Here is a 20,987-nt window from a genome sequence, read left to right as displayed (position 1 = left end):
CTCAAGTCAGCCTTCAAGTTCATTAATTTTTTTTATTAGAGCGCCAAGGATTCTTGATATCGCTTCGCACTCGTTTTTTAGCTCTTTGCTCTGAGAAGACGAAATGTATCCGATCTTCTCACCAATAATTAGCTGTGTTTTGAGTTCCCCTACTGAGCCTTTGGCGAAGGAAAGGAACTGTTTGTGCTCTTTTGGGTAGGCTCGCTCGGAGCCCTCTGCGATGTTGGATGCGATAGAGACTGCACTGCGGCAAATCTGATCTTTGAAACCATAATCCTTGCAAGGCTTCATACACCGATAGACCTCTACCGCCACATCAACACTACGCTGCCAAACTGCCAACTTTTCATATCTCATACCCACTCCAAGAACAGCATTTCCTAAAACACTACTCTCAAAGCGCCAAAAAATATGACGAATAAAGACTGACTTTCCGCGACCTCCCTCTCGCTTTCGCTTCAGCGACTTCCTTCACTTAAGAAGTTACGATAACTCTCAACGAACTCCCCTCGCCTCTCGCAGGGCAAAGCCCGATCCCGACTCTCGCCTCTCAGCGGCCACCGCCGTAATACCCCTCAAGCGCCTCAATAAACGCAGCCTTAGAATCAACCGGCAGCTGATTAATCCCAGCCGCTGCTTTCCTTCCGCCGCCGGTCGGAAAAGACGAACAGACTTCGTCGGCGCCGACTCGGTTGTTGAGGGGCGCGCGGACACTGACTGTGTAGTCGCTGCCGCTGGCGTTTAGGGTTAGGACGCCGTGAGCGGTGTTGGGTGCCTTGTTAGCTAACTCGTTGCCAAATACGCCGCTTATACGTCTTGCCCATGGCTCGCATGGGAGTTCAAAGACGGTGGCTACTTCGCTTTGGCTGATTGGGCTTAGGGCAGCGACATTTTGGTAGTCGGACTCGTAGCCTTGTTTCAGCGTGTAATATGGCGAGGTTTTGTCATCACGCAGCTTTAGCGGACACGGATATTCCAGCAGCATCTTGTATAGGTCTGCTGGAGCGATGTGCAAATCGTCTAGTGAAGCACCGTAGCCGTTGTAGTTGACTAGTGTGCCTAGCTCTTTTAGGAACTCGGTGTCTGATTTGGACAAGCCTATCTCGACTGCTAGCTTTTCAGCGCTGGCGAATAGGTTGTCACCAAATGCGGCAGCGACTGCCCATTTGGCGTATTGACCACCGAGCTTTTGGTTGATCAACAAGCTAGTGCATACCTCAGCGTCTAGGTCGATCAACGTGGTCAAATTATCTGACTGCGGAATGTCACCAGTGCGGTGGTGATCGCAATAGAATACTTCTACCCCTTGCTCCAGTAGTGCTGCTAGAGGTTGTTGGTTTTTCTCCATCGAGATATCCAGCGCCGTGACGCTAGAAACATCATTCTGGTCTACCAACTGAGCAAGCAGTTTGATATCGCGCTTAACGCCCGTGATCAATACTGACTCTTTTGGCTCGGCTAGGCGGAGCTGGATTAGAGCGATAATGCCATCGGCGTCGCCGTTGAAAATGTCATAGTTCATAAGCAGAATTCGAGAGGCGAGAAGCGAGAGGCGAGTGGTGTACTCGTGGGCATTGTGCCTAATCTCAATTCTCGACTCGCGCCTCTTAAATGTAATTTAATTTCTGAAGCTCACTCACCACAAACTCAGCACACTCCTCGATCGACTTGTCTGCCGTTAGGACGTGGATTTCTGGGGTTTGTGGGGCTTCGTAGGTTGAGTCGATGCCGGTGAAGTTCTTGATTTCGCCGGCGCGGGCTTTTTTGTATAGGCCTTTCGGGTCGCGTTGTTCACACACCTCTAGTGGGGTGTCGACGAAGACCTCAAGGAACTGCCCTTCTTCCATCAGGCTGCGAGCTTGCTCGCGGTCTGAGATGAATGGCGAAATAAACGCCGTCAGGACAATTGTGCCCGAGTCAACAAACAGCTTAGCCACTTCACCAATGCGGCGAATATTCTCAATGCGGTCAGCATCCCTAAAGCCAAGGTCTTTATTCAGCCCATGGCGCACATTATCGCCATCCAGCAGATAACTGTGCTTACCCAGGCTCAGCAGTTTGCTCTCTACTGCATTGGCCACCGTTGATTTACCCGAGCCACTCAAGCCCGTAAACCAAAGCACCACTGGCTTTTGCTGCTTAAGCTCAACCCTGTCTTGATGCGTCACTGTGCTGTTATGCCACACAACGTCATCACTGATCGATCCATTTAACTTTTTTTCGTATGGTGAGTTCTTCATTCTTCTTTAGGTTCAGAGTCGAGAGGCGAGAGGCGAGAGTCGAGGGACGCACGCTTCTTGCTTCGATGTTTTACATAGAGTCGAGATGCGAGAGGCGAGAATCGAGAGATACTCGCTTTGGCTTCAACGACTTCCTGCATTTAAGAGGTTCCGATGGCATTCAGCGAGCGACACCTCGCCTCTCGCCTCTTAATCGCCAAAAGGCGATTAAAAATACCCTTCGCGTTTTTTCTTCTCCATTGAGCCAGCGCTGTCGTGGTCAATCGCACGGCCTTGGCGCTCTGAAGTCGTGGTCAGTAGCATCTCCTGGATGATCTCAGGCAGAGTTGTTGCCTCAGATTCCACTGCGCCAGTCAGTGGGTAACAACCTAGGGTGCGGAAGCGAACCATTTTCTCTTCGATCACTTCACCCTCTTTAAGCTCCATGCGATCGTCATCAACCATGATCAACATACCGTCACGCTCAACCACTGGACGCTTGGCTGATAGGTATAGGCCTGGGATCTCGATGCTTTCTAGGTAGATGTATTGCCAGATATCGAGCTCGGTCCAGTTTGATAGAGGGAAGACACGGATGCTCTCGCCCTTGTTAACCTTACCGTTGTAAATGTTCCATAGCTCTGGGCGTTGATTTTTTGGATCCCAGCGGTGGTGCTCGTCGCGGAATGAGTAAACACGCTCTTTCGCGCGTGACTTTTCTTCATCGCGACGCGCACCGCCGAAGGCCGCGTCAAAACCGTGCTTGTCCAGTGCTTGTTTTAGACCCTGGGTTTTCATAATGTCGGTATGCTGCGAGCTACCGTGAGTAAATGGGCTAATGTTCATCGCCAAACCCTCTGGGTTTTGGTGCACAATCAGCTTCATACCCAGTTTTTCAGCCATGTAGTCACGGAACTGGATCATCTCTTTGAACTTCCACGTTGTGTCTACGTGCATCAAAGGAAACGGTGGGATACCTGGTGCAAAGGCTTTTTTGGCCAAGTGCAACATAACTGATGAGTCTTTGCCCACAGAGTAAAGCATGACTGGATTGTCGAACTCAGCGGCAACCTCGCGCATAATGTGAATTGACTCAGCTTCAAGCTGTTTAAGGTGAGTCATGCGTTCTGGAGAAATATTCATTCCTACTTCCTTTGTTAAAAACCAACGAATACAGGCAGGGTTGCAATCACAATCAAGCCGTACAACACACACATTGGGATGCCGACTCGAGCAAAGTCCTGTATTCGATAGTGACCTGCATTAAATACCATCAGGTTAGTTTGATAACCGTATGGACTGATAAAGCTTGCGCTTGCGCCAAACGCGAGGGCAAGTATATAGATTTTTGGCTCCACCGCGAGGCTCTCTGCAAGCTCAATTGCGATGGGGAACACCAAGGCTGCCGCAGCATTGTTGGTGACCAGTTCTGTCATCACCCATGCCAGGAGGTAAATAAACACTAAGCCAACCCATGGGGTAAATACGCCTTGGTTACGTTGCACCACCTGGTCGATGACATCTAGGGCACCAGTATTACTAAGCGCCTGTGACAGCATCAATGCGCTGGCGATAATCAGCCAGATATTACGTGGCAGACGGTGAAAGACCTCGTTGGCCGTCAACGCCCCAGCCGCCAGTAATGCGCTGAGTAACAACAACATGCCCTTAAACAACGGCATAATGCCTAATGCTGATAAGCCTATCGCAACAAAAAAGCCACCAACCGCCAGTTTTTCTTTCAAGCCCTCAAGCGTTTGCTCGGTTGCTAATTCGGTGAGCATGTAAAAGTTTTTGCTGATATTGCGCCTAGCGGCAAAGTCTCGACCAGTGGCCAACGCAAGATAGTCACCGGATTTTAATACGACCTCGCCGAGCTTACCTGACATCGGCGCTCCATCGCGACGCATTGCTACGACCGCCGAGTCAAACAAGGCACGAAACCCTGCTGATTTTAGGGTTTTGCCAACTAAGCGGCTGTCTGGTTTGAGGACGACCTCTTTGAGGTTGTCCAGCGGCAGTCCGTTTTGACTGGCAAAAATGCTCAGCCCATCAAATTGATTGAGCAGGGTGACCTTTTTAACATCACCACTAAACAGCAATCTATCGCTCGCTTCAATCACCTCTGCTGGGGTGACTGGAGAGATCAAGCGCCCTTTGCGCATGATCTCGACCAAGAACAAGTCTTCAAGGTGACGCAGCCCGTTTTGCTCAACGCTCTTGCCGATAAGGCTTGAGCCCTCGCCCACCTCGGTATCAATAAAGTAATCCGCTATCGCTTCTTTAGAACGATGACGCTCGGGTAACCAACGGCTGATCAGCAGCATGAGTAGCCCACCTAGCACCACAACCACAATCCCAACTGGGGTGAAGTCGAAAAAGCCCAAGCTTGGCAGACCCGCTTCAATGACCATACTGTTAACTATCAAGTTGGTCGATGTGCCCACTAGGGTCAGCGTTCCGCCCAATATCGCCGCGTAAGAGAGTGGAATAAGTAACTTACTCGACGCATGATGCGGGTTGTTGCGGATTGGTGCGAGCATCGTCGATACCACCGCGGTATTGTTCAGTGTTGATGAGGCTAACGCGGTTAAACCAAACAACTTAATGCAGGTCAAGCGATAGTCCTTCTCAATCATATAGCTCGTGATAGCGCGCAACAGGCGCGTTTTTTCTATCGCCAACGAGCAGGTCATGATCAGCATTAACGTCAGCAGCCCTTGATTTGAAAAACTACTTATCACCTGTTCGGTTGAGACTAACTCACTAAGATAGAGAGCCAGAAACAGTGCGGCAAAGACTTTGTGTGATGATTGCTGGTAGCGGATCAGACCTGCAATCGTCAATACAAACAGCAGCAACACTAGTGTGGAAGATGAATAAAGCACCACAACTCCAAATCGTTTTTAATTATAACTCTTGGTAAACTTGGAGAGCCTCTTCCAGATCGTCATAGAAGGTCAGGCTTCCCTGGTGCAAAATAATTGCACTATCACAAAATTCTCTTATCTCTTTCATGTCGTGGCTCACCATGATCACTGAAGCCTCTTGGGTCTTGTCCAGCAGGGCGCGCTTGGCCTTACGGCGAAACTTTTGATCGCCTACCGAGGTGGCTTCGTCTATAAGATAAATATCAAAATCAATCGCTATACAGCAACCAAAGGCTAATCGAGAGCGCATCCCGCTTGAATAGCCTCTTACTGGCAAGTCGTATTTTATCCCCAGCTCAGCAAAATTCTTAACCTTTTCCTCATACTCATCAAGATCCGCAACGCCATTCACCCGACCGATAAATCGAGTATTCTCCCGTCCAGTCATCTGTGGATGAATACCCGTCGCTAACGCCACTGGCCATGAGATGGCTTTGTCCGTAATCACTCGTCCTGAGTTAGGGTATTCACTACCCGCGATGATACGAAATAGCGTCGACTTACCTGCCCCGTTCGACCCGAGCAAAGCCACGTTGTGCCCCTCGGGAAAAGTGAAATTGACGTCCCTGAACACATACTGATTACCGAGGTCTGACGGGTAATACTTGGTTAGATCACGAAGTTCTATCATTCTGTTTCTTATAAAATATAGACATAAGAGTAACGACTCTGGAAGGGTTATGCATAGATGAAATATCTATAAGATATTGCAGTGAATATCTTGCCAGTGACCTACCAAGTATTGCCATCTTTTTCTTCTAGGTGACTGACCAACTTGATCACATCAAGATAGTGCTGAGAAATTTTTATGTGGCAGAAGTCGCGTTCAGCTTTACGGCGCCCTTTTGCTCCAAAGTCTAGGCGACGCTTGTGGCCAAGCTCAATCATCTGGATCATGGCTTCTTTGAGCTCAGGGACACTTTGAGGCTTCACTAACAAGCCTGATTTACCATCTTCGACTGTCTCTCTACAGCCAACATTATCTGTAGTGATGATAGGCTTTGCCATTGATGCCGCCTCTATCAAGCACTGGGGAATACCCTCACGGTAATAAGATGGCAACACCACGCAGTCGTAATCCTTAACAATAGAGAATACGTCATCGGTTTCACCAAGATAATCGACTAAGGTGTTGTCGTGCCAGTATTTAAGCTGAGCTTGAGAGACTCCTTGCGGGTTGTTCTCATCAATAAAGCCGAGCAAAGAGAATTCAAACTTAGGGATGGCCTCTCCCGCTAGCTCTCTAATGGCATAGTGCTCTTCCACCGCCTGCGAGGCATGGACAAACTCTTCCACCCCTTTTGATTTGAGCATGCGTGCAACAAGAATGAATCGAGTGATTTCATCATCCGGTGCCTCATGAGGAATAAACTGACTTAAATCAATGCCAATGCCATGCACCCGTGAGCTGTTGTCTTGCTTGACGTAGTTATTTTCAAGGTAAACCTTCCAGTCATCAGGGTTTTGAAACACAATGTGATCGGCCATCGGCTGAGTCAAACGCAGCAACTGTTTGCCAATCGTGGCTTTGATGCTTTTCTCGGTAAAAATAGAGCCAAGACCCGCGACACTGTTGACCACTGGGCGCTTTTGCAGCTTGGCCATCATCGCCGAGTAGATATTCAGCTTAGGGGTAAAATTGAGCACGCAATCAGGCTGTAGCGCCGACATAACAACATTGATACGGCGCATGGTACGCACTTCTTGCGAAAGGGAGATCCCAGAGCGGTCCATATCGAGGTCAAAGTGCTCACAACCCAGTTCGTTAAGCTTATCAGCATAGCGGTCGTACGGGGAAAGCACATACACGCGGTTACCGTCACTCATAAACTCGGTGATCGAGGAGCGAAAGAAGTTGTAAATAAACCAGGATGTGTTTGAGGTAATAAGGAGTTTCAAGCTCGAACCTTATCTTATTAATCAATCCATGATTATTTATGATTAAGTACGTCTCTGCGCTGCATGTTTTACAGCCTGGACATACCATGAGAGTGATTGAGATTTAATGGCAATCATTAGCCAAGAAATCAGTTTGAACGGCATCGCCCAAACGCGCTTGCTTATCGGCAGCTTGGCCATCGTCCAGATACCATTGCGCACCATGTAGTAAAGCCGTTGCTCTCGCAGCGATTTAGTGTGACGGTCGCAATCATGAATGAAAGTAAGTTGGCTGGTGTACTGACCAACGGCACCTTGCCTCACAAGATCATAACAGAAAGCAATGTCATCCCAATAGATAAAATAGTCACTAATGGGCAGTACCTGAGTTTGTTGCAAGGTCGCACGTTTGACAAACATTCCAACAAAAGAGGAGCCATCAATTTTTGCAAGCTCTTGCCCATCTTGGCTTGGATCCCAGGTAATTTTTTGGCGCTTGAACAGGCGGCTGATGGCGCTTCCTAGTGAAGGGAACTTCATTGGCTCATTCATCGAGCACAGGCCCCCTTCAGGATAGCGAACCTGACTGGCGACCCAGCCACATTGTGGGTGTAGCTTTGGCACAATGGCAGAAAAGTCTGTTAAAGCCCCTTGTTCAGGGAAGCTGTCATCATCGGAGATCACCAACCAATCGGTTGTTGCGCGCTCACGAGCCGTTTTTATCCCTTGATGAAATCCGCCGGCACCACCCAGGTTGCAAGGTTCATTGATCACCCAGAGTCGAGGCTCAGAGTGTTTTAACTGTTCAAGATAGTCTGTCGTCCCATCACTCGAGGCATTGTTGACAATAATCAACTGCGCAAGACTGGGCTCAGCCAGATACCTATCTATGGTCACTTTTAATTTGGCCAGTCGATTGTAGGTGACAACAACCGCTGTGATTTCATGGTGACTGATATCGTGTACCTTTTAAGCTAAAAATGGGGAGCGAACTCCCCTTTTATGTGCGCGCAACATGTTGTTCCGCTACATCTTTTCTAAAAATGCCGACAGTGTCTCTCCCTGCTCAAGAAGAGCAACAGCCTGCTTCGCCGCGTCTAACGCTTTACGGATGGTGACGTCCATATCAAGGTATTTATACGTTCCCAATCGCCCCACAAAGGTAACATTAGGCGTATTGTTAGCCAGCGCAACGTACTTAGCTAGCAGCTCTTTCTCATCCATGAGGTTAATTGGGTAATAAGGAATATCATTTCCCTTACACAATCGGCTGTACTCTTTGTAGATGACGGTATCTGCATGCTCCTCCCATGGAGCGAAGTGCTTGTGCTCGGTGATACGAGTATAGGGCACGTCTTCATCACCATAGTTCATCACCGCTGTACCTTGGTAATCACCGTGATGCGTCTCTTTTACAAAGTCGAGGGTGCGATAGCCAAGGCGACCTAACTCATATTCAAAATAGCTATCCAACGGCCCGCTGAAGAACACATGATCAAATCCCTCAGCCATTTGGCGTTCAAATTGAGTTTCGAGCTTGATGTCGATGTTGTCATTGTTCAGTAGCTTCTCGACAATCTCATTATAGCCGTTGGCCGGCACTCCCTGATATTTGTGCGCGAAGTAGTTGTCATCATAGTTAAAGCGCACCGGCAATCGCTTCAAGATGCTCGCCGGCAATTTACTTGGGTGAATACCCCATTGCTTGAGGGTATAACCTTTAAAAAACGCCTCGTAGAGGTCTTGACCCACAAAGCGCATGGCTTGTTCTTCGAAACTCTGCGGGTCTTCTATGCGGGGATCCGCAATCGACTCGATAAACTCACGCGCCTGGGTTGGGTTGAATGTTTTGCCGAAGTACTGGTTAATCGTGTGCAGGTTAATTGGCAGTGAGTAGACAGCACCTTGGGAGGTGGTTTTTACACGGTTGGTGTATGGCTTGAACTCCGTTAACTCATTAACAAAGTCCCACACCTCTTTATCATCCGTATGAAAGATGTGTGGACCATAGGTGTGAACCATCACACCCGTCTCTTGATCGCGCTCTGTGTAGCAGTTGCCTGCTAGGTGGTTGCGTGATTCAAAGAGGGTGACGTAGTGCCCCACATTCGCAAGTTTGTTGGCAATCACAGCGCAGGATAATCCTGCGCCGACACAGGCAATTTTCATCTTCCAATACCCAGTTTGTACCCTGTGCGCATCAAGATATTCATAACACGATAGTACGCTTTCACTCTAATTACTGACATCCAGCGTCGCAACCTAGTTCGTTGCTCATATTTCGCGACAACCTGCGCTGCAAAGTTTTGATGCTTGACGGATTGAGCCACAGAGTTGGTCATTGCACTCTCCTTGCTATCACAACGGATATGATAGTTAGCGAGATAATCTGAGATCTTTCCAATTCGGTGCTGCTGCAATACCCGAAGGTGGAAGTCTAAATCGCCACAAACCAGCAGTGACGGGTCAAAAAGACCTAGCGTCTGGTGGAGTGAATAGCGATAAACAAAACCGATGGGCACAAACTGATTGACGACTAAGAAGTCGTCGAAGCGAAAATGCTTCACGGCCGGGTTAAACGGCCTTGAAGAAATTGGCTGTGCAACGCCTCGCTCTACCGTTTCAAAGACCTGAGTGATGTTCGTCACCACGCCAGCCACCGCAGGGTTGTCCACTAAGTACGAAACCGTTTTCTCAAGAAAATCACGACTCCATGAGTCGTCATCATCATGAATAGCAGCAAAGTCTCCAACATAGGCCTCTAAACCTCGGTTACTTGCTCCCTCCATGCCTAACGATTCACGGTTGTGAAGCACCTTGATTCTGGAGTCTTGAAACTCATTGACCAGGCTTTCGACTTCGTTTGCATCACCGCCATCATTAACAATGACGTGGTAATACCTGCCATACGATTGCTGCTGGACACTTTGCAGTGCCCGGCGCAGCAAACTGGTGCGGTTTTTTGTTCTCGTAACAACGATTACTAACGGAAAATCAGACATTAATTAACCAAACTGCGGAAAATTGGCATACCCGCCAAGGTAAACGCATCATCTAGGTGTCTTTGGTAACACTCAAGTAGAGGTTACACTCAGAGTTATCGACCACCGCCTGAGCGATTTCGGATAGCTCGCTGCGAGATGCCCTCATATAGCGACATGCGTGATGTGAAAGGTAGCGTTCAAGCCGGTTCGAGCGCTCGACATCAGCGATACTCTTAATACCATCGTTAAGGTCAATGAACAAAACGTTGGATGCTGACTTGAGGCTATCGAGCAGTCCATTCAGTTTGCGCGACGTACTTTGAAAAACCAAGCCACGTTGTGAATTTAGCGCTACTTGCGCCATAAATTCATCCCAGTCGTAATCCCTTAAACGAATGTCTTGTGGAGAATAGTTGGTTGGACCCGGTTCGCCGTTGTAGTCAATTTCTTTAGACGAAAACAGCTTGCCATACACCTTGATCGAACTATCCAGCTCTCTAACGCTTTGACGAAGAGATGGCATAAAGTCTTTCGCGTGGGATGTGTCGATAATCACGGTGATCGGTAACGGGCAATCTTGGAACCAATCCTTGAAACCACTGCGTTTGTACCACTGAAATGCGGTATCGATTACATCATACTCCGTTGGAGCAAGCGGAATCGCGTCCGTGTAGCAGCGGTTTAACTGCTCGATTAAGCCTTGATCATTATGTTGAATCTTTCGACAAAAGAACTTGTCGGTGTCAATCAACTCAGACAAGTCCTCATGATTGTAGATTTTGGGTATCCCGGCACTGTTGAAGCGATGCTTCATTAGGGGCTTGGCTATGGCTTTGTCTGAGCCGGCCATATTACCAACGAGCGTTTGGAAGAAAAACTCATCGGGAATCCAAGTGCGATTGACGAAACGAATCAAGTCATACTTGTCGATAACGTCAATCGTCGCACGAATGGTCTCAATCGATAGCGTCCACCATTGCGACCCCATATACATGGTGTCACCAAAAGGGAACGCTCGTTTGATGCGAAATTTACGTTGCAGTTTTTCTGACAAACTAAATAGTCTTGGGGTCTTACGCCAGTTGAGGAAATGATAAAGCTCCCAACGTCCCCACTCGAGACCATCTTGTACCCAAGGCCCCTTGCGCTTGAGATCGTGGCACTCGATAAAATCAACACCACGATTGTCTTGCAAAAACTGCACTAACTCTGCTCTGGGCTTAATTGGGAAGCAACTGCCACTTAACAGTGTGATATATTCTGGAGAGTCGTCCATTTCAGAGAAGACACGCATAGCGTTTAAGGTCGCTCTGACAATGGATGCTTCGCCCCACTCCACATTTTCAGACTTAGCAAACACAACACTTGGGAAGTGCTGACGAATTTTTACGATGTCATCGATATGTGGCTGTGAAGCATCGTAATGCAATACAACCTTGTCATCATTACACGTTAACGTTTCTAACTGCGGCTTTAGTGTCTCATACTTCTCATGAGCGAGTAAGATATACCCTAAACGCATTACATCCACTCCTTCGCTCGAACTAGACCTAGCTTCACAAGCTGTTGCCAACCTTCATATTTCACGCTGTTTTGCTCACAATAATTTTGCGAATCGGCCAAAAACTGCTGGTATTTTTTGTACTCAGTAGAGTCACCATAATGCTCACCACGTTCCATCTCTTCGACGATTTTTTCTTCAAACGCCGCAATAAACTTAAAGTGAAGTAGAACACCAGTTAGTTCATGCCTGTATCCACCATTAAGGCGTCGCGGAATTGCCATATGCATTGAAGATGTATAAGAGTAATACCACCTCCACTTGATCAACGGTGTCTTATTGATTGCTGGTGCGGCGTATGGGTTGTCTTTGAACAAGGTTCTCAGCCGCACCCCACCCTGTGCCCAGAGTGAATTGTATTTATCATTTTCAGTATAGAAATAACCTTTCTCGTCAAAGTAAGGGTTGACGTCTAAAGGGTTGGTACCTGCAACATAATTAGAATCGGTTAACTTCCCGTGTCCATACATATCCAGCATTAAGGTGAAAAAGGCCGGACGATGATTTTGATCGAGGTAATGGGTCAACGCACCCAAGTCAAAACGCTCGATTTTGGGATAAACAAAAAACTCATCAGGATCACAAGTCAAACACCACTTGCCTCGACCATATTTCCGCAGAAGAAAATTAAGCCAATGCATACCAAAATTTGACGCCTTGTAGCTGGCCTCTGTGTGGTAAATCGTGACATCTTCACAGTCTTTAACTAGTTCCTGGAAGTTATCTGTTGAGCCGTTATCGACAAAGATAAAGTGCTCGATACCAAGTTTTCTATAGTAATCTAGAAAAAACTCGATTCGATGAGCTTCATTTCTAAGGGTACAAAAAAGAAGCCTGTTTTTACTCGATATAGATTGATCACTACTACGTAACTGAAGGTCTCTTCCGTGAATACTCGATTTTACAAGATAGACAAGTAGCTCAAAAACATTCGAGACCAACCCCTTAAGCCTCGCTAACTTAAACATAACCTAAGCTCCTTTACTTAACTCGGCGATTTTACGCTTGATATACGGACCGTCAGGCTTTAACTCACCTGCAACTTTCATCAGCTCCAAAGCGACAGTGGGGTCTTTTTCTTCAAGATCTAAAGCGATATCTCTTATGCTGTGCGCCAACTTATTCGCATGCTCCTTTTCAGAGTTAAACGTTGAATTCAGCAAATCGACGAACGTTTGCAGGTCGTTTGCATCGACCTTAACCATGTCCTCAGACGAACTCACACCTGAGGGGAACGCCGGAAAACTGCCATAAGAAATAGCGAACTTTTTCTTAATGCGTTTTAATCGGTCATTTATCTGTTCACAGAATTTGGTCGTCAAATCACAGGGGAACTTAATTTTTGAACCCTTGTGACTTTTCAACAGAGACACTAGTTTTTTACTGCGCTGGTGGTTAAAACTTCCATTAACAACCGATGGGCTGCTGATGTTAAGTTTCTCTAGCATTCTAAACGCAAAATCGGAGACTGAGTCGTTAGATCGCTCTTCTCTATCGACATCGACAGTCACGTTGAGCACTTCTTCAAAGAAAGCACCGACCAGTCCTTTTGGGCTTTTCACTAATCGTTCAAACTCAAGAACGGCAACATTATTTGCACCAAAGACTTTTTCAAGATGATCTATTTTTTCAAAATAGCGCGGCAGTAAGTAATCAAATTTCCAATCATTAAAAGTGGCACGTCCAGTTTTTACTGATTCTTGTAAATCAGAAATGATCAAGGAACTCGGATTTCTTACAAAATAGACAACACTGATGTTGTCACAGAACTTAGATAAGTATTCTCTCAACTTATCAAGCTCTATTTTATTTAAGTCAGAGATATGCTCTCCAGATAGGAAAAGAGTCTCAACTTGATGTGATGAGACTTCCTTCTCTAAAAAGCTCAAACAATGATTCACTTCTGCAAGGATTTGTTCTTTATCAAGAGATCTTACAACATTATCATGTAGCTTTTCTGGTTCCTGGCTAAACGCAGATCGTAATAGCGGCCCATGATCGTAGTGAAAGCTAGGATACAGTATCGAGTGCTCGTCTCTAATTGCGTCTCTATGTCGATGGCTAAAACTTTGAATCGAAGTACTTCCAGTTTTATACGGGCCAACATGTAAAACTATCTTAGATATCTTTTTCATTCAGATTACCTTTGTACTCTTCAATTTTTCTTTTTATAAATGGCCCATCTGGACGAACTTTAAGAGCAATCTTCATTGTACGTAACGCGTTGTTATAGTCGCCCTGCTTTTCGAAGCTGATCGCTAGTTTTCTCAAATCGTCAAGCAGGCTTTCGTCAGCCCCTTTATCTTGAGATTTAAACTTATTTCGCCACATCTCGAGCTCTTCAGAAATATCCGTGATCACATTAGCATAGACTTTGCTGAGCTCATCAACTGAGATGTCTTCTCTAACAATGCTGTCTGGGTACATGTCCCATTTGTCAGCAAAAAGATCTTTATCTACACCAAACACTTCTTTTGACAAGGTGACGTTGCTCTCAGCATAGTTGCTATAAAAATCCTTAGCGACTTGCTTACTAGGAAGGTGTTTATCTTTCCCCTTGTCCTGTCGTACGGCTGTTTGAGTTAAAATCCTCTTTGCAAGCGAGTGCTCTGGAAAATATTTCCTAGTCTTATGCAAGAATATTTGGCAGATTGCACTAATAGATTCGTTAACTCTTCCTGGCAGCGAAAAACCTGATAGATCTTTAATTCCAATTACAGAACAAAAATCAGTCACGATATCTTTGTTTAATAATTTATCTTTTTCAAAAACTCGTACGATTACGTTGTCTTTGCCAAATACAGACACTAGAGTTCTATAGCGGGTTAAGTAATCCAAGTATAATCGAGCTTCATTGGTTAGACTTGAATAACTTGGCAGTGGTTCGAGGTCGTGACCGTACGCAAGAGAGTTATCAATCCATTTTGTACCTTCCTGCTTCTGAGAAACAGCTAATGAATCTTGTCTGCGCAAATAAAGTACAACTTTGCTTTCACAATCATTTTTATCAATTTCTTTTTTAATCTTAGTCCAATCTTTTGCATCATTGAGCCAAGAATAATTTTCATGAGTGATGACAATTTTGCTCGGTTCAATTTGTTTCAATTGCCCGAAGCCTTTTGTTAGAACAGAAAACTTCAGCTTGTTCTTTGACATTTTTAGCGGCCAAGGCGACGGCTCAAAAAAGCAACAGTCATGGTTAGTCGATAACTTATTTCTGTTCTTCGTTAAGAATTGAAATATTGCGCTCGTTCCTGTTTTATGGGTACCAATATGAAGGTAAACCATTTTTTTAGTCGACATATTAATCTCTATTTCAACAACTAGATAGCAAATATTGAACACAAAGAATAAACATAGCTAAATTATCACATATTGGCACGATTTTTAGCGACATCTGTATTTAGCAATGTCATTCATTCTTTATTGGTTGACAAAGGCTGCTATTTGATCTTTCAACTGTGGGGATGGGCGGCTCATCATCAATCAGTGTAGCTTTATATTCTGCTAACTTTTGATTAATAAACACGCCATGAGGCCTAGCCTTTCGTGCTAATTCCATAAGCTGTAGTGCCTTGTGCATATCTACAGACTCTAGTGCGATTGCACAATCACGGAGTAAGTCAATCTCTCTACTTTTTTTAGATAAGCCCAGAATTAAATTTACTATAGCGCTATTTGCGCTGTCTTCGTCCCAAGTATCCTGCTCTATCTCCGGGTACTTGGAAAAGTCCATATCAAAAACATCTTCGCTCCCATCAAAGATGTTCATTTGTCTGTTTAAGTCAATATTTGACTGCTGATAGCATGAGTAAAATTCGCTGGCTTCAGCTCTTGAGGGCAGTAATTTCCCAGAATTATTGGTCGACTTCAGGATTGCTGCTTTTACACCGACAGGTAATTTATTACCGACTTCTTCAGAATGATGTAAAAGATGCCCGACCTTTGTTCTTTCAAAACCCATAGAAACATTCGAGTCCTGAAAACGTGCAAAACTGGAGGAGTCGACACCTATGCTTGAATAGAAATCATCTACAACGTCACCATTGAGTAAAGTGTTTTTGTTGAAGACTCTCACTATAACGTTTTGTATACCCGTATGCGAAGCCCAAGCGTTGATCTTTCTATAAAAGTCTAGATATCGATAATAGTATGAATCGCCATTTTTCATGGGTAAAGATTTGCCGCAAGTCAAATAATGACTTCTCGCATGCCCGCCGCCGCCGCCATGCTTTGCAGCCTCAGCTAGGTGTGATATGGCTAGCTCATCTTGTCGACGAATATAAAACACCACATAGAAGTCGAAAGATGACTTAAACTTTTGTGATATTTTTTCAATTTCAGCCTCATCAAAAATCCAGGACAAGTTTTCGTCAGAAATAATAACTTTCTCACAATCTGTTTGTTCGATTAAGGAAACTAATTCATCGAGATCTTCAATCGTGACATTAGATTCATGTGGTGTAATTACCTTACCTTTATTTAACCAATGCCCCAAGAACCTTTGGCTTAATTCGACTCCACCCCTACCTTTTGTAAAGTAGTCAACTCCCTGTTGTTTCAACAACTCTTTATTTAATCTGCATGATTTTTGAATGGATGTGGTTCCCGTTTTGTGTGAACCAACATGTAGATATACCTTTTTCATAACATCAACCACCTTCCATGGAAACAAGTTATATTGAATAAGAGCAAATCAAATGTTTTTATCTTTCACTAATACTAGAGATTCTCAGCTTGGCTATTCATACTTTTCATTCAACTCACAACTTTTTATTTGTGAATTGAATGAACTTATTAAGAGGTATTGTCTATTTGGACATAACGACTGACTATTTCAGTTCCCTAACAGTCGCGAAAATTATCTTACCTACGCCATAAATCAGCATCAGAATGACAGTTAGTAAGGCTATGTTATAGCCTTTTTCAGGATAAGAGCTATCTTCAGGTTTTGTGGCCGACTCAACCACAATTAGGTGCTTCAATTGTCTGTAAGCTTCTATTCTTGATTTTTCTAAAGATATCGTAGATGAAGTATAGGCTTTTAATGCAAGCTCAAGTTCGATTTTTAACTCAGTGAAACCTGCTAGAACTTCACTTACTGAAGCCCCGTTATGAGCAACAGTTTCAGCTCCTTCATAACTTACTTGTGTCAGGCGATTCTTTTCTATTGCTAGCTGACTTTCCAGCGCAGATAAACTATTTTTTAATACTACAACTTGGGGCGCAGAGTCACTCATAACATTTGATAGCGCAGCTAACTCAGCTCTTTTACGTGCAATCTGAGCTTCGAGTTCATAGGCTATTTTTGATAGCGCCTCCCCTTCTGCCTCAGGGCTTAACAAATTAAATCGCTGTTGGAAGTTAAGTAAATTAACTTGAGCAAGTTGGAGTCTGCTCTCTACTAATTTGTGCTCCTCACCAACAAACTCCAATTGAGCATTAGCGAGCTGGTGACCGATGTTATTTATATACCATTCAGCTTTACTGGCTATACTCTCTGCTAGTAAGTGTGCAAAGTCTGGGGTAAACCCTTGTGCTCTTATCGTAATAACATGAGACTTTTCACTAATTTCAACTATAACCCGGCGACTGAAGTAGTTGTAAAAGTCCTCAACCGTATTCCAGCTATGTAGCCGGCTAAAAAAGTCACCATTGTTTTCAAAGTGCTCTCGAATATTAAGCTCTTCTTCCAAGTGCTGTAGCATATCATTCGAATATATATATGCACTGACTAATTGAGTATCACTGTTGGTCGTATTGACACCTAACCCACTCAATAATGCCATCCCAGCATCCATCGTTGCCATACCGTCTGGCTGCTGGACGACAACCTGGATTCGGCTCTCATATCTCGGTGCCGCAAACATCACCTGATATATTGAAAATAGCAAAACAGGTATGACAACAATTATCATCATTGGTTGACCCGAAAGTAACTCTAAAAGTGTCTTCTTGGGTCTTTGCTCCGCTTTTTCGTCCTTTTCACCTTTTTCACCCTTTTCTGCGCTGCCCTCAAGAGGCGATTGCTGTGGGGCACTTGGTAAAGAATCATTGTCTTGGGTGCTTTGAATCACCGCTTTAGACTTTCTGGCATTCAGGTGTTTGATTCTTGTCTCTATTCTTTGCGCTAGGCCTGGGTCAGTATCTTTTAACTCAGCCACTTTCTGTTTAAGAAAAAAAGCACTGTTAAATTGCGATTTGGTAATCGTCTTCCTAAACTCTTGGAATTTTTTTTGTATCATATTGATATCTATATAATAAAACCTAACTAACGACTAATTGCTTGCTTCCAACTAATTTGGTAACAAGCTAGAGCAAAAAACAATGTCCCAAGTGTACATAGACAAAGATATAAGTGACTAACACCTTCTGCTGAAAATGATGAATAGGCGGCTTGCCTTGACAACTCTATTGCATGCACTATCGGGTTCCAGTCAAAGTATTTCCACGTTTCGCGTGGAATATCTTGCAGGCTAAAAAACACGCCTGATATGAACAGTAGCGGCCTTTGAAGCATATTTCGCACTTTATCTACCTCTGATACGAACGAACGCGCAATCGCAAAAAGGAGGCCAACACTGGTAGCAAGTAGCCACAATAGAATGAAGCACCAAATCACGAGCAAAGGGTTATCAATCCTTATCTCAATCCTAAGAAAGTACATTGATAAGAAGATAACGATAGCAACTGCTATTTTTACTAATAAGTCAAAGCCTACAACCGCTATTGTCGACGCTATAGGGTGAACTTGGCGGAAGGCGAACAGTGGCTTGTTTTTCTTGAAGCTATTTGCCGCTGAACTCATAGTGGTCAGGAAGAGCTGTATACACATCATTCCATATACAATAAAAACGAATGTCGGTAGTGTATGTGATTCTCCGCCATCAAGTCGGCCGCGCATAAAAGATAGGAGAAAAATAAATGACACTGGTTGAATAACAGCCCAGCTGATGCCTATCTTGTCATGAAAGCGACTTTTTATTTCTCGCAGAAATATCGCAAAGATGACATCGCCCCAAACCTTAAGCAGCGATCGTTTATTTACTTTAGCCAAGTCTCAATCTCATCGCTTTAGTTGACCGCCGCATTAGTTGATCGCCACATTCGCCGCCACTGCCATCTGATAAATGATCTGGGTAATATCTTTCACGTTCTGCATCAGCTTCACATCAACTTTCGGCAGTACTAGGATTTGGTCACCCTTCTGCACTGGGCGACGGCTATTAAACTCCACAAGACCATTGGCACGCACAATCGCAATGCGTTCATCCTCGGCGCGCTCAGTAAACCCTCCGGCCCAGGCGATATAGTCATCTAAGGTCGCATCAGGATTGAACACCACCGCTTGTGGCATGAGTACTTCACCACCGATTTGCACCAAGTCAGTTTTAGCCGGAATAACAATTTTGTCTCCCTGTTCGAGAAGAATATTGGCAACATTACCGTTTTCAGCGACAACAACCTTACCCAACGGCATCACCTTGCGCGCACGCTCGGTGAACTGAAGAACCAAACGGGCTTCTTCTGCACGTATCGCAGCCTCCCCCGTCGATGATGTTGGCGCCGTAAATACCGTGCGCTCAAGTCGGTCGAGTGACTCGTCAATCATCTCTTTCTGCTTTTGTGCCACACTCTCGCGCAAGATATGCACTGAGCTAAAATCAGCAAGATTAGGATCAATCGGGATTTGACTCATCAATTCGTGCAGGCGGGTGGCTTTTTGCACTACAAAATACGAAGGGCCTAGATAGCTACCCGACACCTGTACATCAATGACTTGCGCATGTAGGTCATCGTTGAACAGCACCTTATCACCATCTTCAAGCTCGAATGACTGGAACTCGTCGTAGGTCATATAGCGTGAGAAGGGGCCAGATAAGCGGCTGCCCATAACACCAACGTGACTGACTTTAGCGAGCGGTCGCGAGTAGCTGGCAAGTTGCTCACCCAATGCGGTCTCTGTTGCCAACTCAAAGCGAAACGGGTTGCGTACCCCGCCGGCAACTGTAATGGCTGATTTTTGTGGGCTCACCAAGATCACATCACCATCTTTAAAGCTCACCTCAGGCATCACACCTGACTGAATAAAATCGTACAGGTCGATAGTTTGCACAACTTTATTGTTACGCAGTACCTTGATTTCACGATAACTGCCACGTTCAGAATCGATACCTCCAGCACGCTTGAGGAAATAAAGCACGCTATCGGAAGCCATCCCAGCGTATTGTCCCGGGCGTATTACTGGGCCAGATAAGTAAACACTTACTGGCGTTGCGGTCAGCAAGTTAACGTAAACACTGACGTTATTGGTATAAACCTGCTTGATCTTTGTTGTCACTAGGCGATTAACATCACTCGCACGAACATCTTTAACCTGAATGGGGCCAATCTCAGGGATAAAGATGTTGCCCTGATTATCAACGGTTACCACATTGGAGTAGTTCACCGCCCCCCAAAGCCAGATATTGATCTTATCGCCGGCCGCGATCAGATAGTTGTCATTGAGGCCATCGCTACGCTCGGTCTCATACCCTCCAGCAAATAGATTGGCGCCGTATGGCGGCGGCAGCGCCTCACCGGATGAAGGGAGCAACTCTCTAACATCTGTTTCACCGGGTAATAGTGTGCCCGTTCGCAGCTCAGGCTGAAACGAGCCCGCCTCGAGCGCTTGAGTAGGGTTGGCTGCTTTAGCTTCTCCAGCCAAACTGGTTGGAGGGATTGCCGAAGGTGACAGTTGCTGCAACGCAGCCATCTGCTGCTCTGGCGTAAGTGCATATGCGCTGGCAGCGGTCAGGTAACCTGTTGCGGCAATCGCAACAAGGCTCAGTATGGTTCTATAGGACATAGGCTAGATTTCTACAGCTGATGAGTTCTCGACGATGTCTTTGACCAGAAACCACCCTGGGATTAGTTTACCATTTTCATCTTGGGTCATTTGTTGACATGCGGTGCGAGTAATGGGTGTAGTGCTGACACTGTTTAGCTCTGCAAGCGGCGTAATAGATAGGGTTCGGCAGGTGATTCCAAGTGCCGAAGTATAACTAGGCTGCGCTAAAATTGAGTATTGCGGGTGTGGAATACTGGTGGTGTTCTCGATATTCAGTGAAGACCAGTATTGGCTTGATATTGGGCTGCCAATCGGTGCGAACTGCTCAGAAACGAGGGGAAGACTGGCTTGCACTTGTCTTGGCTGACTGCTGCATGCGCTTAAAAGCAGCACACTAAGGGCACTGATTACAACTCTCATTCTTTCCATACTCTTGTTTTTAGGTACGCTACCGCCCCAAGGGTTAAGCATATCCCCTGAATGCGCAAATTGGGCCAAGTTACACGCCTAACAAAATTGACGTGCCACATAAAAAATGCTTCAGTATATGCATTTTGAATACAGGAGTAAATCCGTACTAAAGCT

At 45.4% G+C, this 20,987-nt stretch carries 19 protein-coding genes; all 19 read right to left on the bottom strand.

What is annotated here, in order from left to right; genetic code table 11:
* Positions 1 to 6: 6 nt before the first annotated feature.
* The 19 genes from ACZ5R2_RS03240 to ACZ5R2_RS03150 all read right to left on the bottom strand — a co-directional run bounded on the left by ACZ5R2_RS03240 (position 7) and on the right by ACZ5R2_RS03150 (position 20,822).
* Positions 7 to 357, bottom strand: coding sequence for a four helix bundle protein (locus ACZ5R2_RS03240; protein WP_464901014.1), 351 nt, complete (start codon positions 355 to 357; stop codon positions 7 to 9).
* A gap of 193 nt (positions 358 to 550) precedes the next feature.
* A complete protein-coding gene (locus ACZ5R2_RS03235; protein WP_464901013.1) occupies positions 551 to 1,522 on the bottom strand; it encodes a DHH family phosphoesterase in 972 nt (323 codons plus the stop codon).
* A gap of 85 nt (positions 1,523 to 1,607) precedes the next feature.
* Complete coding sequence (cysC, locus tag ACZ5R2_RS03230) at positions 1,608 to 2,240, bottom strand: adenylyl-sulfate kinase (RefSeq protein WP_464901012.1); 633 nt, start codon at positions 2,238 to 2,240, stop codon at positions 1,608 to 1,610.
* 207 nt (positions 2,241 to 2,447) lie between these two features.
* On the bottom strand, positions 2,448 to 3,356 hold the full coding sequence (gene cysD / locus ACZ5R2_RS03225) for a sulfate adenylyltransferase subunit CysD (RefSeq protein WP_438459925.1): 909 nt from the start codon (positions 3,354 to 3,356) through the stop codon (positions 2,448 to 2,450).
* 20 nt (positions 3,357 to 3,376) lie between these two features.
* Positions 3,377 to 5,107 carry an SLC13 family permease gene (locus tag ACZ5R2_RS03220; RefSeq protein WP_464901011.1) on the bottom strand — a complete coding sequence of 577 codons (1,731 nt, stop codon included), beginning with the start codon at positions 5,105 to 5,107 and terminating at the stop codon, positions 3,377 to 3,379.
* Positions 5,108 to 5,129: 22 nt separating this feature from the next.
* Positions 5,130 to 5,780, bottom strand: a complete 651-nt coding sequence (locus tag ACZ5R2_RS03215) for an ABC transporter ATP-binding protein (RefSeq protein ID WP_464901010.1) — start codon at positions 5,778 to 5,780, stop codon at positions 5,130 to 5,132.
* A 101-nt stretch (positions 5,781 to 5,881) separates the two neighbouring features.
* Entirely contained in the window at positions 5,882 to 7,048 is a 1,167-nt protein-coding gene (locus tag ACZ5R2_RS03210) for a glycosyltransferase family 4 protein (RefSeq protein ID WP_464901009.1), read from the bottom strand.
* Positions 7,049 to 7,090: 42 nt separating this feature from the next.
* The gene (locus ACZ5R2_RS03205) at positions 7,091 to 7,969 is read right to left on the bottom strand and encodes a glycosyltransferase (RefSeq protein WP_464902297.1); all 879 of its coding nucleotides are present in this window, start codon (positions 7,967 to 7,969) and stop codon (positions 7,091 to 7,093) included.
* 84 nt (positions 7,970 to 8,053) lie between these two features.
* On the bottom strand, positions 8,054 to 9,196 hold the full coding sequence (gene glf, locus ACZ5R2_RS03200) for a UDP-galactopyranose mutase (protein ID WP_464901008.1): 1,143 nt from the start codon (positions 9,194 to 9,196) through the stop codon (positions 8,054 to 8,056).
* On the bottom strand, positions 9,193 to 10,029 hold the full coding sequence (locus ACZ5R2_RS03195; protein WP_464901007.1) for a glycosyltransferase family 2 protein: 837 nt from the start codon (positions 10,027 to 10,029) through the stop codon (positions 9,193 to 9,195). The genes glf and ACZ5R2_RS03195 overlap by 4 nt, the downstream gene beginning before the upstream one ends.
* Before the next feature lie 52 nt (positions 10,030 to 10,081).
* Complete coding sequence (locus tag ACZ5R2_RS03190) at positions 10,082 to 11,533, bottom strand: beta-1,6-N-acetylglucosaminyltransferase (RefSeq protein ID WP_464901006.1); 1,452 nt, start codon at positions 11,531 to 11,533, stop codon at positions 10,082 to 10,084.
* Complete coding sequence (locus ACZ5R2_RS03185) at positions 11,533 to 12,540, bottom strand: glycosyltransferase family 2 protein (RefSeq protein WP_464901005.1); 1,008 nt, start codon at positions 12,538 to 12,540, stop codon at positions 11,533 to 11,535. Before ACZ5R2_RS03185 ends, ACZ5R2_RS03190 begins: the two co-directional genes overlap by 1 nt.
* Positions 12,541 to 12,543: 3 nt before the next feature.
* Positions 12,544 to 13,707 carry a sulfotransferase domain-containing protein gene (locus ACZ5R2_RS03180; RefSeq protein ID WP_464901004.1) on the bottom strand — a complete coding sequence of 388 codons (1,164 nt, stop codon included), beginning with the start codon at positions 13,705 to 13,707 and terminating at the stop codon, positions 12,544 to 12,546.
* Positions 13,691 to 14,875, bottom strand: coding sequence for a hypothetical protein (locus tag ACZ5R2_RS03175; RefSeq protein ID WP_464901003.1), 1,185 nt, complete (start codon positions 14,873 to 14,875; stop codon positions 13,691 to 13,693). Before ACZ5R2_RS03175 ends, ACZ5R2_RS03180 begins: the two co-directional genes overlap by 17 nt.
* Positions 14,876 to 14,984: 109 nt before the next feature.
* Positions 14,985 to 16,220, bottom strand: coding sequence for a hypothetical protein (locus ACZ5R2_RS03170; protein WP_464901002.1), 1,236 nt, complete (start codon positions 16,218 to 16,220; stop codon positions 14,985 to 14,987).
* A gap of 184 nt (positions 16,221 to 16,404) precedes the next feature.
* Positions 16,405 to 17,817, bottom strand: a complete 1,413-nt coding sequence (locus tag ACZ5R2_RS03165) for a KpsE/RkpR family capsule polysaccharide export protein (protein WP_464901001.1) — start codon at positions 17,815 to 17,817, stop codon at positions 16,405 to 16,407.
* Between the two features lie 26 nt (positions 17,818 to 17,843).
* Entirely contained in the window at positions 17,844 to 18,629 is a 786-nt protein-coding gene (locus tag ACZ5R2_RS03160; protein ID WP_464901000.1) for an ABC transporter permease, read from the bottom strand.
* Between the two features lie 33 nt (positions 18,630 to 18,662).
* Complete coding sequence (locus ACZ5R2_RS03155) at positions 18,663 to 20,420, bottom strand: polysaccharide biosynthesis/export family protein (RefSeq protein WP_464900999.1); 1,758 nt, start codon at positions 20,418 to 20,420, stop codon at positions 18,663 to 18,665.
* Between the two features lie 3 nt (positions 20,421 to 20,423).
* Positions 20,424 to 20,822: a hypothetical protein gene (locus ACZ5R2_RS03150; RefSeq protein ID WP_464900998.1), complete on the bottom strand. Its 399-nt coding sequence runs from the start codon at positions 20,820 to 20,822 to the stop codon at positions 20,424 to 20,426.
* Positions 20,823 to 20,987: the final 165 nt, after the last annotated feature.

This window comes from Vibrio sabulosilitoris, from assembly GCF_055391395.1.
The sequence above is the reverse complement of the archived record's forward strand: the minus strand, read 5'-3'. Positions and strand labels throughout refer to the sequence as shown.

What these genes read in the sequence shown, in the direction of transcription:
- ACZ5R2_RS03155 (WP_464900999.1), bottom strand. Translation starts at nt 20,420, where the DNA reads ATGTCCTATAGAACCATACTGAGCCTTGTTGCGATTGCCGCAACAGGT.
- glf (WP_464901008.1), bottom strand. Translation starts at nt 9,196, where the DNA reads ATGAAAATTGCCTGTGTCGGCGCAGGATTATCCTGCGCTGTGATTGCC.
- ACZ5R2_RS03170 (WP_464901002.1), bottom strand. Translation starts at nt 16,220, where the DNA reads ATGAAAAAGGTATATCTACATGTTGGTTCACACAAAACGGGAACCACA.
- ACZ5R2_RS03175 (WP_464901003.1), bottom strand. Translation starts at nt 14,875, where the DNA reads ATGTCGACTAAAAAAATGGTTTACCTTCATATTGGTACCCATAAAACA.
- ACZ5R2_RS03215 (WP_464901010.1), bottom strand. Translation starts at nt 5,780, where the DNA reads ATGATAGAACTTCGTGATCTAACCAAGTATTACCCGTCAGACCTCGGT.
- ACZ5R2_RS03240 (WP_464901014.1), bottom strand. Translation starts at nt 357, where the DNA reads ATGAGATATGAAAAGTTGGCAGTTTGGCAGCGTAGTGTTGATGTGGCG.
- ACZ5R2_RS03180 (WP_464901004.1), bottom strand. Translation starts at nt 13,707, where the DNA reads ATGAAAAAGATATCTAAGATAGTTTTACATGTTGGCCCGTATAAAACT.
- ACZ5R2_RS03195 (WP_464901007.1), bottom strand. Translation starts at nt 10,029, where the DNA reads ATGTCTGATTTTCCGTTAGTAATCGTTGTTACGAGAACAAAAAACCGC.
- ACZ5R2_RS03165 (WP_464901001.1), bottom strand. Translation starts at nt 17,817, where the DNA reads ATGATACAAAAAAAATTCCAAGAGTTTAGGAAGACGATTACCAAATCG.
- ACZ5R2_RS03185 (WP_464901005.1), bottom strand. Translation starts at nt 12,540, where the DNA reads ATGTTTAAGTTAGCGAGGCTTAAGGGGTTGGTCTCGAATGTTTTTGAG.
- ACZ5R2_RS03190 (WP_464901006.1), bottom strand. Translation starts at nt 11,533, where the DNA reads ATGCGTTTAGGGTATATCTTACTCGCTCATGAGAAGTATGAGACACTA.
- ACZ5R2_RS03150 (WP_464900998.1), bottom strand. Translation starts at nt 20,822, where the DNA reads ATGAGAGTTGTAATCAGTGCCCTTAGTGTGCTGCTTTTAAGCGCATGC.
- ACZ5R2_RS03235 (WP_464901013.1), bottom strand. Translation starts at nt 1,522, where the DNA reads ATGAACTATGACATTTTCAACGGCGACGCCGATGGCATTATCGCTCTA.
- cysC (WP_464901012.1), bottom strand. Translation starts at nt 2,240, where the DNA reads ATGAAGAACTCACCATACGAAAAAAAGTTAAATGGATCGATCAGTGAT.